The sequence below is a fragment of the Rhizobium oryzicola genome, from assembly GCF_030504645.1.
In the GTDB taxonomy this organism is placed as follows: domain Bacteria; phylum Pseudomonadota; class Alphaproteobacteria; order Rhizobiales; family Rhizobiaceae; genus Neorhizobium; species Neorhizobium oryzicola.
Window position 1 is genome coordinate 39217 of sequence record NZ_JAUKWQ010000003.1, and the last position, 13035, is coordinate 52251.

Annotated in this window: 8 protein-coding genes and 2 pseudogenes; 8 read left to right on the forward strand and 2 right to left on the reverse strand. The window is 56.6% G+C overall.

The genetic code is table 11. The features are described from left to right. Window positions 1–15 precede the first annotated feature (15 nt). The 7 genes from Q2T52_RS10865 to Q2T52_RS10895 all read left to right on the forward strand — a co-directional run bounded on the left by Q2T52_RS10865 (window position 16) and on the right by Q2T52_RS10895 (window position 10638). The gene (locus Q2T52_RS10865) at window positions 16–2091 is read left to right on the forward strand and encodes a hydantoinase/oxoprolinase family protein (RefSeq protein ID WP_302076767.1); all 2076 of its coding nucleotides are present in this window, start codon (window positions 16–18) and stop codon (window positions 2089–2091) included. Further along, window positions 2088–3761 carry a hydantoinase B/oxoprolinase family protein gene (locus Q2T52_RS10870; RefSeq protein WP_302076768.1) on the forward strand — a complete coding sequence of 558 codons (1674 nt, stop codon included), beginning with the start codon at window positions 2088–2090 and terminating at the stop codon, window positions 3759–3761. Before Q2T52_RS10865 ends, Q2T52_RS10870 begins: the two co-directional genes overlap by 4 nt. Before the next feature lie 40 nt (window positions 3762–3801). Beyond that, window positions 3802–5349: an ABC transporter substrate-binding protein gene (locus Q2T52_RS10875; RefSeq protein ID WP_302076769.1), complete on the forward strand. Its 1548-nt coding sequence runs from the start codon at window positions 3802–3804 to the stop codon at window positions 5347–5349. A 12-nt stretch (window positions 5350–5361) separates the two neighbouring features. Next, window positions 5362–6276: an ABC transporter permease gene (locus Q2T52_RS10880; RefSeq protein ID WP_302076770.1), complete on the forward strand. Its 915-nt coding sequence runs from the start codon at window positions 5362–5364 to the stop codon at window positions 6274–6276. A gap of 4 nt (window positions 6277–6280) precedes the next feature. Beyond that, window positions 6281–7156, forward strand: a complete 876-nt coding sequence (locus tag Q2T52_RS10885; protein WP_302076771.1) for an ABC transporter permease — start codon at window positions 6281–6283, stop codon at window positions 7154–7156. 1 nt (window position 7157) lies between these two features. Further along, window positions 7158–8855 carry a dipeptide ABC transporter ATP-binding protein gene (locus Q2T52_RS10890; protein ID WP_302076772.1) on the forward strand — a complete coding sequence of 566 codons (1698 nt, stop codon included), beginning with the start codon at window positions 7158–7160 and terminating at the stop codon, window positions 8853–8855. Between the two features lie 82 nt (window positions 8856–8937). Beyond that, window positions 8938–10638, forward strand: a complete 1701-nt coding sequence (locus Q2T52_RS10895; protein WP_302076773.1) for a hydantoinase B/oxoprolinase family protein — start codon at window positions 8938–8940, stop codon at window positions 10636–10638. A gap of 228 nt (window positions 10639–10866) precedes the next feature. Here the strand turns inward: Q2T52_RS10895 and Q2T52_RS10900 are convergent. Then, window positions 10867–11567 (reverse strand): annotated as a pseudogene (locus Q2T52_RS10900) (IS6 family transposase). 125 nt (window positions 11568–11692) lie between these two features. Continuing rightward, window positions 11693–12556, reverse strand: a complete 864-nt coding sequence (locus tag Q2T52_RS10905) for a LysR family transcriptional regulator (RefSeq protein WP_302076774.1) — start codon at window positions 12554–12556, stop codon at window positions 11693–11695. 97 nt (window positions 12557–12653) lie between these two features. On the opposite strand from Q2T52_RS10905, the pseudogene Q2T52_RS10910 reads away from it, so the two are divergent. Continuing rightward, a pseudogene (locus tag Q2T52_RS10910) lies at window positions 12654–12893 on the forward strand (type II toxin-antitoxin system HipA family toxin); the annotation flags it as partial. Window positions 12894–13035: the final 142 nt, after the last annotated feature.

Consider the following 13035-nt stretch of genomic DNA (forward strand, 5'->3'; position numbering starts at 1 on the left):
CTAGAGAGGTGAACAATGCATCACGTTCCATCAAAGCAGAACGTACTTATTGGTGTTGATACTGGCGGCACATTTACAGATTTGGTGTGCCATTCGGGTGATGGCCAAGTCCGGCTGCTTAAAGTTCCAAGTACACCATACGATCCCAGCCAAGCAGTTCTCAACGGTCTTGAGCGAGCGTGCAGAGAATGGGACTTGGAGCCCGACCGTATCGCCGGTGTGGTCCATGGGACAACCGTTGGCACGAACGCGGTGCTCGAACGAAAAGGTGCGCGGATCGGGTTGTTGACGACGGATGGGTTCCGCGACGTCTTCGAGATCGGCCGGCAGGTTCGTGATCCGATGTATCGGATCCGCTTAACGCCCGGAACCCCTGTATTTATGCTGCCTCGTTCGCGTCGCAAGGAGATCCCGGAGCGGCTTGATGGGCAGGGGCGCGTCTTGGAACCGATCGATCTTGATGCAGTGCGGCGTGCGGTGACGGAACTCCGCGACGACGGTGTCACGTGTGTAGCCGTCTCATATCTCTTCTCATATCTCAATCCCGAGCACGAACTGGCCACGCGCCGGCTGATAGAGGAAGAGTTCCCAGAGATCCAGTGTTCTCTGTCGATCGAAGTTGATCCCCGGTTTCGTGAGTATGAGCGAACGCTTGCGACTTGTTTCGATGCTTATATCAAGCCGGTCGTCTCGACCTATCTTTCGCGGCTGAGGACATCTCTGCTTGAGCGGGGCTTCAAGCAGGGCCTGCAGCTTATGCAGTCCGGCGGCGGCACCATGGCCAGCCAGGTCGCCATGCTGCGCCCAATTCGCCTTTTTTTGTCAGGCCCTGCAGGTGGCGTCATCGGCGCACAAAACGAAGGCATTCTCGTGGGAGAGCGCAACCTCATCACTATCGACATCGGTGGCACAAGCTCGGACATCGCATTGATCGCGGACGGCGTCCCGCTCAGCTCTTCGGAAGGCAAGATCGGTGGCTGGCCTGTCCGCGTCCCGATGGTCGAAGTCCATGCGCTCGGAGCAGGCGGTGGGTCGATCGCGAAAGTAGATGCTTCCCGGTCACTGTCGGTGGGTCCCGAGTCGTGCGGGGCCGTGCCCGGCCCAGCTTGCTATGGCCAAGGCGGCACGGAACCCAGTGTCACAGATGCGTCCGTCGTTCTCGGGTTCCTCAACACGGAGCATTTCGCCAATGGAGAAGTCACCGTGTATCCCGAGCAGTCGCTCGCTGTCATCGCCGAGAAGGTGGCTGATCCTCTCGACATCACGATCGAAAAGGCTGCGCAGGGCATCCATCGTGTGGTGAATGCGAACATGGCGGAAGGTATCCGCCTCGTTTCGACGCGCAGGGGCTTCGATCCCCGCGACTTCACCCTGGTCCCGCTCGGCGGCGGCGGGGGGACGCACGCGACGGCTTTGGCTGATGAGCTCAAGATGCGCCGGATCATGATTCCCCGCGCTCCCGGCGTACTGTCGGCGCAAGGCTTGCTTTCGGCCCCGATCGAGCATGAAACGACGCGTAGCTACCGCGCTCCGCTCGCAGAACTGAACGTCGCCGAACTCAAGAGCGACTTGGCGAAGCTTGACGAGCACCTGGCAGCGTTTATGGCACTGGAGAACGTATCCAAAGATGATGTCGAGATCAGCTACTCGGCCGAACTTTGCTATATCGGTCAATCATTTTTTCTGGATGTCCCGCTCGATATTGGAACGAGCGATCTTGCGAACAGTCTAACTCGCGCTTTTATCACCAAGCACACCCGCTTGTACGGCCATGCGCCAGATGTGGCGATCATGATCGCCAGTATCCGCAGCGTGCATCGGGTGTCGCGCAGTGACGTTGCCACGGGACCGGGGACCACGCTCCCATCAGAACCGGCAGCCCCAGTCGGGAGCCGACAAGTGCTTTTCCTTGAGACAGAAAGCTATGTAGATGCCCCGGTATATGAGCGCCTACAGCTCGCAGCGGGCCAAGAGATTATGGGTCCCGCCGTCCTGGACCAGCCCGATACGACAATCGTGATCGCGCCAGGCTGGCGAGGCAGGGTACATCCGGAGGGGCCCGTAATTCTAGAGAAAGTTGATGGCGCATGAACACGGTAGCTCGGTCTTATTCGTCAGAGTATCGGTCCCGCAGGGCATCAACGCTCGACCCGATCACAATTGATGTCGTCCGCCACAAGTTGGATGGCATTGCCAATGAGATGCAGGCGACCGTTCTGCGAAGCTCGTTCTCTGTAATTGTCAAAGAGGGCATGGATGCTTCATCAAGTCTTTTTACTCTGAGTGGAGAGACTATCTCGCAAGGGATGTCGATCCCTATCCATCTTTCCACGCTAATCCCCATTGTTGAAAAAATCATCGAGGTTTTTCCCGTCGAAACGATGCGGGAGGGCGATCTCTACACATTGAACGATCCATATCATGGTGGCACTCACCTACCTGACATCGCAGTCGTCATGCCCTGTTTCTTCGACGGCAAGCCGATAGCACTGGCGGCGGTGCTGACCCATCACCAAGACGTGGGGGGGATGTCTCCTGGGTCGTTGCCTACGAATGCGACGGAGATCTTTCAGGAAGGTCTAAGGATCCCTCCACTCAAATTGCGGGATGGGGGGGTCTTCAACGACACACTACTCGCGATGATCAAGCTGAATACGCGCCTTCCTGATACGATAATGGGCGATCTAAATGCTCAGATTGCAGCGTGCAATGTAGGCGCTATGAGAATGCAAGATCTCTGGCGCGTCTACGGTGAAAAGACGCACGAGATTATCGACGAGTTGCTGGATCGGTCCGAATTTCTGACCCGAAAAGCCCTGAGCGAAATCCCCGAGGGCTCATACAATCACGTCGGCTACATGGATAATGACGGCGTAAAGCTCGACGAACGTATGCGGTTCGAGACTACCGTGACGATCCGCGACGGCTCGATGCACGTGGATTTCACGGGCACCAGCCCTCAGGTCGCCGGGCCTTTCAATTGTGTTCCCTCGGGAGCGTTGGCTGCAGCCTGCTATGCCATCCGGATCTTTACTGGGCCCGACATTCCAACCAACGGAGGCTGCTTCCGTCCCATCAGCATGCATATTCCCGAGGGCACGGTGATGAATCCGCTGTTTCCTGCCCCTGTCAACGCAAGAAGCTCGGCCATCATGCGGTCAGCTACGACAATCCTCGGTGCGCTACGCGATACTCTTCCCACCCGGCTTTCTGCTGACCCAGGCAGTCAGTCCGTAATCATAGCCTTCGGAGGTCAGCGAACTGACGGCTCACGCTTTGTGATGACGGACTTGCTGGTGGCAGGGAGTGGCGCGTGTCACGATATGGACGGTGTTGACGTGATCGCGAGTGACGTAGGCAACAGCACTAATGTGCCAGTCGAGACCATAGAGCCTGAGTTCCCGATTCGCATCCTGCAGTATCGATTGAGAGAGGGGTCAGGTGGTGCGGGGCGCTTCCGCGGCGGACTTGGCTGCATCCGCGAGTACGAAATCTTGAAGGGGCCGATCAGGCTGTCGCACCGGGGCGAGCGCGTCTATTGCGTTGCGGAAGGCTATGACGGCGGTGGGAGTGCGCCTCCGCACGAAACGGAGATCGTTCGAAGTGATGGACGACGCGAATTCGTGCCATCGAAGCTGGAGACGATCCTTGGTACGGGAGACCGAATGATCGTACGCACGTGCGGTGGAGGCGGCTGGGGACCTCCGGAAGAACGCGATCCAGCGAGGATTCAAGAAGACCTTAAAAATCAGAAAATTTGAATATCAAGAGTTAAAAACTCCAACAAAAGAGGGAACCGTCATGTTAAGCTTTTCGCCGTTGTTCGATAGAAGACGCTTTATGCAATTGGCAGCAGGAGGCGTCCTCGCCACCGCATCCGCCAAAGAAGTATTTGCTCAGTCGAAAAAGCAGTTGCGCATTGCCTATGGGGCAATCGGAGCCGACCGGCACCCCTTTCAGCTCTCAATAACACCGGATTGGGACATCAACGCGCTGGTCTTTGACTCTCTGATATCCCTAAACTCCAATGGCGAACCGGTGGCTGGAACCGCGACAGCCAAGATAGAGAGACCATCGCCTGTCACCATTCGGCTGACCCTGAAGCCTGGCATTCAGTTCTCGAACGGTGAGCCGCTCGGCGCAGCAGATGTAAAGACTTCTATGGAGACCTATCTCCGTCCAGAGGTTCTAAACAGCTACCTCTACACGCCCTGGCTCGAGCGTGTCGAAATCGTTGATGACCTTACAGTCGACCTAATCTCCAAGCGCCCCTTCCGAATAGCACTGGGTTACATGGCGTACCAGTCCTTCATAATTCCGCGCACGGCAACCGATCTCCAGCAGTTCTCGCGCGCCCCCATCGGAAGCGGCCCCTTTATCATCGCCGAAACCGAGAGCTCAAATCGTATCCTGCTCCGGCGCAATCAGAAGTATACGCGCAAGCAGCCAGGCTTCGAAGAGATCCTTCTGAGAAAGATTCCTGAAGACTCGACCCGCGTGGCTGCACTTTTGGCCAAGGAAGTCGATTTTGCGTCGTCCGTTCGCGTCGAAGATGTTCAGGCAATTCGTTCGATGGGGGGCTCGATCGACGAACTATCGACGCTTCGAATGATGTTTGTGCGCTTCAACATGTCTTTCGATAGCCCGCTACGGGATGTTAGAGTTCGGAAGGCGATCAATCATGCCGTTGATCGTGTTGCAATCCAAGAGGCGTTCTATGGTGGTCGCGGAGCCATCGCGAAGGCGCCGGTGGCGAGCGGGACGCGCTTCTTTGCAGAAGGCTTGGAGCCCTATTCCTTCGATCTCGCTAAAGCTCGCAAGCTGATGGCAGAGGCAGGACATTCCAGCGGGTTCAGTATGAAGCTCGCCACGCCAATGGGCCGTTACTATCGTGATCGGGAGATCGCCGAAGCGATCGCTGGGCAAGTCCAGCAGATCGGGGTCAACCTCGAGATCGTTCCGATGGAGTGGGCTACGTATCTGCAGCGCGTTCGCACTGAATGGCAGACGACCGGCAAAGAGTACGGTCTGTCGCTCATGGCATGGGGCAATCCGACGCAGGATGCGGACTTCGGTGTCATCCCATTCGATACCGTCTCAAACGCGTGGAACATCCAGGGCTACAAAAACGAACGTGTTCAGGAACTCATGACGCTCGGCCGGACCGAATTTGACCCAACAAAGCTTAAAGCCATCTACGATGAGCTTCAATCTCGGATCTGGGATGATGCGCCGTGGTTGTTCTTGTTCGAGATGCCCATTATCAATGGCATGTCTGGAAACCTGTCGGGCGTTCGGCAGAACAGAACTGAGACAATGGATTGGATCAACGCTCAACCTGCCAAATAAGGCTGATCCAGAATGCTCAATTTTCTCCTGCGAATTCTGCGAAGTGTCCTCGTCCTTTTGGGTGTCGGCTGCCTCATCTTCGCACTAATCCGCTTGGCGCCTGGCGATCCGGTGACTTTGCTCGCCGGACCGACAGCTGACATCCAGACGGTTGAGGCGTTGCGCATCCAGCTTGGACTTGATCAGCCCATGGGAGTTCAACTCCTAAAGTTCTTGTCCAATGCGCTCCGGGGTGATCTCGGCGAGTCTCTCGTGCACCGCCGCCCAGTGCTCGACCTGATACTCTACGCGCTTCCGCAAACCGTCTACCTAAGCATCTGCGCACTCTTCACAGCATTGCTGGTGTCAGTGCCCGCAGGACTGGTGTCCGCGTTGAGGCCAAGCTCGGCGGCAGATCGTCTGGCCGAAGGAGTGGTGCTGGCCGCCCAGTCTGTACCCGTCTTCTGGGTCAGCATACTCCTGATTCAGCTATTCGCAGTACGACTCGGCTGGCTGCCCTCGTCTGGCAATGATCAGTGGGCTGCTGTGATCCTGCCAGCCTTCGCCCTCTCAATCCTGCAGTGGCCTCTGTTAACAAAGACAGTCAGAACAGCTGCGATATCTGTCGGATCGCAGGATTACGCCAAGACCGCGCTTGCCAAGGGGCTAAGTTCAAAACGCATCGTCTTTATCCACCTTCTACGCAACATGCTGGTTCCCATCGTTACGATCATCGGACTGCAGACCGGCGCCATGCTATCCGGGTCGGTGGTTACAGAGGCCGTCTTTGCGTGGCCGGGAATCGGAACCCTAGCGATGGCCTCTCTACTCGCGCGAGACTATCCGACCGTGCAGGGCATCGTGCTGTTCAGTGCGGCGATTGTGGTGACGATCAGTATCGTCGCCGACGCGCTCAGCCTGATCATTGATCCCCGATTAAGGAGCTAGCCTAATGTCAGCATCGGCCTTCAATGGAGTGCTGGGAAGGGTAATACGAAACCGTCGTATACTTATCGCAACAGCGCTGCTCGTCATAATTGCCTGTGTGGCCTTGGCGTCGAAGTCTTTGGCCCCGTTCGACCCTCTCCAGCAAAATCTGCGTTTTCGCCTCATGCCGCCTGGGTCTTTAGGTGCCGATGGCCGCATGTTTTTGCTTGGCACCGATCAATTCGGGCGCGACGCTTTCTCACGCATTTTGGTCGGAGCACGCGTGCCTCTCATCGTCTCGTTCAGCGCCGCATTGTTGGGTGCCGCTATAGGCCTCCTGATTGGGGTCATCGCGGGTTACTTTCAGGGCTGGATCGACAGTCTCATAGGCTTGCTAATCGACGCTCAGCTATCAATTCCTTTCGTTCTCGTCGGCATGATGGTGGTCGTTCTTTTCGGCCCCAGCCTCCACAACATCGTTCTCGTCTTCACCCTTTTGTCCTGGCCGATCTTCGCAAGGATCGCGCGCGACGAGGCACGATTAGCCGCACGCCAGCAGTTTGTCGAAGCAAGCCTCATCGGTGGAGGCACGACAACGTGGATTCTCCTCAGGCATATCATACCGGCCGCCCTCCCGCGCGTCATAGTCGTTGCTGCGATTCAGCTCGCCTACTTCGTAGTTTCTGAGTCCGCTTTTGGTTTTTTCGGCCTCGGCGTTCCTCCGCCGGAACCGACGTGGGGCAATATCTTGTCCGACTCCCGCAGCTATCTGTTCCAGGCGTGGTGGCTGGGTTTGTTCCCGGGCCTGGCCATCGCGCTCATAGCTTTTGCCGCCAACCTGTTCGCGAGCGGTCTGAACGAAGTGGTAGACCCCGCCAGCACAAGAGGAAGCACCTTCTAGGATGAAAAGCGACGCTCCCCCGAATGTTGATTTGCTGTCGGTTACCGGACTGACCGCGTCGTTCCATGTGAAGGGCCGTATAATTCCGGTGCTTCATGACGTAAGCTTCTCGCTAAAGGCCGGTGAAACCCTTGCTCTGGTCGGTGAGTCCGGGTCGGGCAAGAGCGTGACCGCGCAGTCGATCATGCGGCTTATGCGTGATTGCAGCATCGGCGGGCGTGTGGAGCTCAATGGAAAGGACCTGTTATCCCTTTCTCGTCGCGACATGGCCCGAGTTCGAGGACGCGAGATCGCAATGATCTTTCAAGACCCGCGGATGTCCCTCAATCCCACGCTCTCGATTGGCGTGCAAATCTCCGAGGTACTACAGCGGCACCGTGGCCTGTCAGCAGCCCAGGCACGAGCTGAGGCATTGCGCTTGCTTGACGCCGTGCGAATTTCGGGACCGAGCAGGCGCTACGACGAGCACCCTCATCAACTCTCTGGGGGCATGTGCCAACGAGTGATGATAGCTTCGGCAATCGCAGGGGAGCCGCGACTTCTGATCGCCGATGAGGCGACGACAGCTCTCGACGTCACTGTGCAGGCAGAAATCCTAACTTTGCTGCGTGAGCTGCAGAACGAGACCGGCATGGCGATGCTTGTGGTAACACATGACATGGGCGTAGTCGCCGAGATAGCTAACGGCGCGGCTGTGATGCGGCAGGGGCGGATTGTCGAGTTCGCCGATACGCAGACGCTACTTACAAGACCGGCCGACCCCTATACACAGGATCTGCTGGCGAGTGTGCCAAAGCTGGGATCGATGGCGGGTCAGGCCGCACCTCGGTATTTTCCCGTCGCTGGAAAGGTGCCTGCAGCGACGGATTGTGTTGTCGCGGGTCAAGATACAATTCTTAGTGTTCGCGATCTGAACGTCAGATACCGTTCTCGATCTAGCTTCCTTGGAATTTCCAAAGGCAGCAACCATGCGGTACGAGGTGTGACTTTTGATCTGCGCTCCGGAGAGACGCTTGCGCTAGTCGGGGAATCTGGCAGCGGGAAGTCAACGATAGGTCGCGCGATCCTCGGCCTGTCGCCCGTCACCTCTGGACAAGTCATCCTTGCTGGGCAGGAAATGACATCACTGCGCGGCGAGCCCCTCAGGCAGGCACGCCGAGCAGCGCAAATGGTATTCCAGGACCCAGCTGCCAGCCTGAGCCCAAGGCAGCGCATACGCGACGCTATCAGCGAGCCGTTGCGAGCTTGGGGGGAGACTGGGGACATCAACGCCGTTGTCCACGATCTGCTCGTGCAGGTTGGGCTGGAGCCCGAGATGGCTGATCGTCTACCACACGAATTCTCGGGAGGGCAGCGACAGCGAATCTGTATTGCACGCGCAATGGCGCTCCGCCCGTCACTGATTGTCGCTGACGAGGCAGTCTCCGCCTTGGATGTGTCAGTAAAGGCTCGGATATGCAACCTGCTGCTTGACATTCAGCGGCAGACAGGCGTCGCCTGTCTGTTCATCTCGCACGACATGGCCGTAGTCGAGAGGCTGAGCGATCGAGTAGCTGTAATGCGCAACGGAGCGATCCTGGAGATTGGTTCGCGGCGCGACGTATTCGAGTCGCCACAGCATGCCTACACGCGGGCCCTTCTCGCTGCAGTGCCAAACCCGGTTCCAAGGACATCCCAGGCTTCTATCTCTCGACAATAATCATTCAGCGCAACACCTGTCACCTGCAGGGATGATCGTCGCGCTAAGCCGGTCAGCTCACGCCCGAAAGGAGCTATGACAAATGCACACCGCCCCCGCCACAATGTTCTACCAGCGCCGCCCCAACGTTACTCTCGATCCCATTACCATTGATGTGGTGCGCCACAAGCTTGACGGTATCGCTAACGAGATGCAGGCTACCGTCTTGCGCAGTTCGTTCTCTGTGATCGTTAAGGAAGGCATGGACGCATCCTCTAGCCTTTTCACCATCGAGGGTGAGACAATCGCGCAGGGTATGGCGATCCCGATCCATCTTTCAACGCTCATTCCAATGGTCAAGCGGATTATCGAGGTCTTCCCGGTCGAGATGATGCGGGAAGGTGATCTCTACTGCCTGAACGATCCATATCACGGCGGAACACACCTCCCCGACATTGCCGTGGTGATGCCGTGCATCTGCGACGGACGCGTCGTAGCCCTCGCCGCCGTGCTGACGCATCACCAAGATATGGGGGGGATTGCGCCGGGCTCTCTGCCGACGAACGCAACGGAAATCTTTCAGGAGGGACTGCGAATACCGCCATTGAAGCTGAGGGACGGGGGTGCGCTTAATCAGACACTGATTGATCTTATTAAAATCAACACGCGGCTACCGGACATCATCATGGGCGATTTGAACGCTCAGATTGCAAGCTGCCATGTCGGTGCGATGCGAATCTCGGAGCTTTGGGGCGCGTATGGTGATGACCTCATCGACATCGTGGAAGAGCTCCTGAACCGCTCGGAAATCCTCACGCGCAAGGCATTATCCGAAATTCCGGAAGGCACCTACCGAAATGTTGGTTTCATGGATAATGACGGTGTCAACCTAAACGAACGTATCCGCTTTGAGGTTGCCGTGACAATCAAGGCGGGTACGATGCATGTCGACTTCACCGGCACAAGCCCGCAGGTCGCAGGCCCATTCAACTGTGTGCCATCAGGCGCGTTAGCTGCCGCGTGTTACGCCATCCGTATCTTCACGGGCCCGGATATCCCAACGAATGGGGGCTGCTTCCGTCCGATCACTCTCCATATTCCAGAGGGGACGATCATGAATCCGATTTTCCCAGCGCCCGTAAATTCCAGAACGTCGACTATCATGCGCTCCGCAACCACCCTTCTTGGAGCGTTGCGCAGTACGTTACCGACTCGCCTATCAGCCGAGCCGGGAAGCCAGGCAGTCCTTTTGACTTTTGGCGGAAAACGCCACGACGGCACGAGGTTCGTAATTACGGACATCATCGTCGCGGGAAGTGGTGCCTGCCACGACATGGATGGAGTCGACGTTATTTCGAGCGATGTCTCCAACAGCACCAACACGCCTGTCGAAACCTTTGAGCCAGAATTTCCGATCCGGATCCGACGTTTTGGCCTACGTGAAGGCTCGGGTGGCATCGGGCAATTCCGCGGGGGATTAGGCTGCGTGCGTGAATACGAGGTGTTGAAAGGCCCCATTACCCTATCGCATCGCGGCGAACGGGTGTTTTGCGTTGCCGAAGGCTACGAGGGCGGTGGCGCGTCTCCACCGCACGAGACAAAGATTCTCCGAGCTGATGGGCGGAGTGAGCTCGTGCCGTCGAAGCTCGAGACTGTCCTAAACACGGGCGATCGGATGATAGTCCGCTCAAGCGGCGGCGGTGGCTGGGGTCCGGCGGAAAGCCGCGATCCCAAAGCGATTGAAGAAGACCTAAAGAACCAGAAGATGCCGATCATACGAGTACCGGCGAACAGCCAACGATAACCACGTAGGTTAACTTTTATGCGTTTTGGGCATCGGCAATTTCCGTCGTAGGGCGCGCTCGACATGTGCGACGAGCGTTAAGTTAGAGCGGTTCATCTTTTGAGGGAGATAGATCCTGCATTTCCGACGTCCTTGGTTCATTCGTGGGGTGCGTTTGTTTCGATCAGGCCGCCCGGGTGGCGTCGCGGTAACGGAGCTTGAGACGCGGTGGTATCTTGGGCCCGAACTTCATACGTGAACAGACATAGCAATTTCCCGCCAGATGCTGATTGCGGTGGAGCGCAGCCGGCGATGATTTGTGGCCGTAAGGTATTTTCGATGAAGAAGGAGGAGATTTGCCACTTAGCCATGGGTTGAGACGAAACGCTGGCATTGCCGAGCCGATCTGAAGCGCATCATTCGGCTCTCGCGCCGCCGCACGGCAAGGTGCGAATTCTCCGCTCGATTGTTCCGTCCTTGTGCGCGCGATGCTCGAAACCCGGTATCAAGTCCGCGTTTGCGGGCGAATAGGAACGCAGCTTGTCAGTCACCAGAACGCGTGGGGTGCTACCCTGGCGCTTGAGCAGCTTCTGCATCAGACGGAGGGCTGCTGCTTTGTTACTTCGGCTTTGCAACAAGGCATCAAGGACGTAACCGTTGGCATCGACGGTGCGCCACAACCAGTATGTCTTCCGTTGATCGTCACCACCATCTCTTCAATCTGCCACGTGTCTGCAAAGTGACGGCGTGAATGCCACCGGAGCGTATGAGCAAATTTGATCCCGAACGTCCCGACACGGTCTGGAACGAAACGTCAATGCCGCGCTCAGCAAAAGATCCTCGACGTCGCGCAGGCTTAGCGGAAACCGGTCATAAAGCCAGACCGCATGGGCGATGATCTCGGCGGGGAAGCGGTAGCGATAATGGTGGGTGGTCGAGGCTTCGGTCATGTCGGCACATTATCGTGCCGATCCGCATAGATCGGTTAAGGCAACGCCAGCCCATCAAGGACGATACGCGCGGTCATGTTGCAAAACCTGAGTGCGCCCCTACGTCGATTTCAGGAGCTACTTATTTAACTTGAGCTGAGCAAAATAGCTCTCTTAAGGAAGCCTTGGAATTCACGCATTTCGGTAGTGAATTTATCTTGCGCATAAATTATAGATAACTTGTACTCGGGTGGATTCTTCAACCTGATCAGGTTAATACTGCTCTTGTCGCGTTCAGCTTGGTAAACCAGTTCCGGAACGATGATCGTCCAGTTAGAGGCGCGCACGAGGCTCAGGCCAGCAGTCAGAGAATCTAGCTTGATCTGCCTCGCGACAGTCAAGACACCAGTATCGAGGTAACTTTCGATTAGAGCCCGTGTAGGATCCAAGGACGACGGAACTATGAGATCGATTTTGTCTTTGCTGATGTCTAGATCGCGCTGGCTTCTAGTGACTAACACTCCAGGGGTTTGCACGAACACGCTTTGTCCGTCGCCGAGAGCATGTGTCGACGCAATTGCCATCGAAAGCTCGCCGCGGCGCACGAGCTCGGCGAGCTGTGGGGACGCATCTTCAATTACGGTCAAATTCGTGTGAGGAAATCTCGTAGAGAAGTCCCTTATTGCCGATGCTACAATGTCCCGACCCATCCAAGCATTGACGCCGATGGCGAGACTTTTGCAGGCAAGCTTCTGATCTCGTATCTCCTCGATGATCGAGCGGTGCCTCTCCAACAGTAGTATGCAATGATCAAAGAAGCGTTTACCGGAAGAGGTCGGCTCGATCGTGTTATTTCTGCGTTCAAACAGCCTAACTCCAATATCGGCTTCGAGCCTCTTAATGCATTGCGAGATGCCGGGCTGCGTCGCGTTCAAGGTGCTCGCCGCGGCCGCGAAAGAGCCGAGCTTGTAGACCTCGATAAATACTTCGATCTCATGGATGTGGCGCATGAAATCCCTTGCCGATTATGAACTATCCTAGCAATCTGCCTGCCAGTCCGCAACACACCGGTGAGCTAACGATACCTATAATTTCAATACGTCGCCGATATCGCTTGCGCGTGAAAGGCCGTTCAAGGCAATGAACCCCCAACGATGGAAAGTCTTCGCTCATCGTGCACGACTGCCGGAAGCTGCTGTGCTGATGGCGGTTACGGAGACGGTGGAGCGCGTCAACCAACTTTGGTGGTCTCTGCCTGACCGAGCTGTTCTACCCCAAGGGGTGTTGCAATGGGTTGATGCCCACATAATGCTGATGTCGCCGGTTCTAGCCACGTGCGCGGGTTAGCAATTGGCTTTTGTGCTTAACGCGTTGGCAGTTTCGTTGCCCAGCAATGCCAATCGGGTCGTAGGTGCGAATGCCTTCAAGAGCATTTATGCGAACAACAGATTAGCTGATCCAGCCTATTACAACCTTCTGCTTTAAATAT

Coding starts and splice junctions, on each gene's coding strand:
- Q2T52_RS10865 (WP_302076767.1), top strand. CDS start 16: ATGCATCACGTTCCATCAAAGCAGAACGTACTTATTGGTGTTGATACT.
- Q2T52_RS10870 (WP_302076768.1), top strand. CDS start 2,088: ATGAACACGGTAGCTCGGTCTTATTCGTCAGAGTATCGGTCCCGCAGG.
- Q2T52_RS10875 (WP_302076769.1), top strand. CDS start 3,802: ATGTTAAGCTTTTCGCCGTTGTTCGATAGAAGACGCTTTATGCAATTG.
- Q2T52_RS10880 (WP_302076770.1), top strand. CDS start 5,362: ATGCTCAATTTTCTCCTGCGAATTCTGCGAAGTGTCCTCGTCCTTTTG.
- Q2T52_RS10885 (WP_302076771.1), top strand. CDS start 6,281: ATGTCAGCATCGGCCTTCAATGGAGTGCTGGGAAGGGTAATACGAAAC.
- Q2T52_RS10890 (WP_302076772.1), top strand. CDS start 7,158: ATGAAAAGCGACGCTCCCCCGAATGTTGATTTGCTGTCGGTTACCGGA.
- Q2T52_RS10895 (WP_302076773.1), top strand. CDS start 8,938: ATGCACACCGCCCCCGCCACAATGTTCTACCAGCGCCGCCCCAACGTT.
- Q2T52_RS10905 (WP_302076774.1), bottom strand. CDS start 12,556: ATGCGCCACATCCATGAGATCGAAGTATTTATCGAGGTCTACAAGCTC.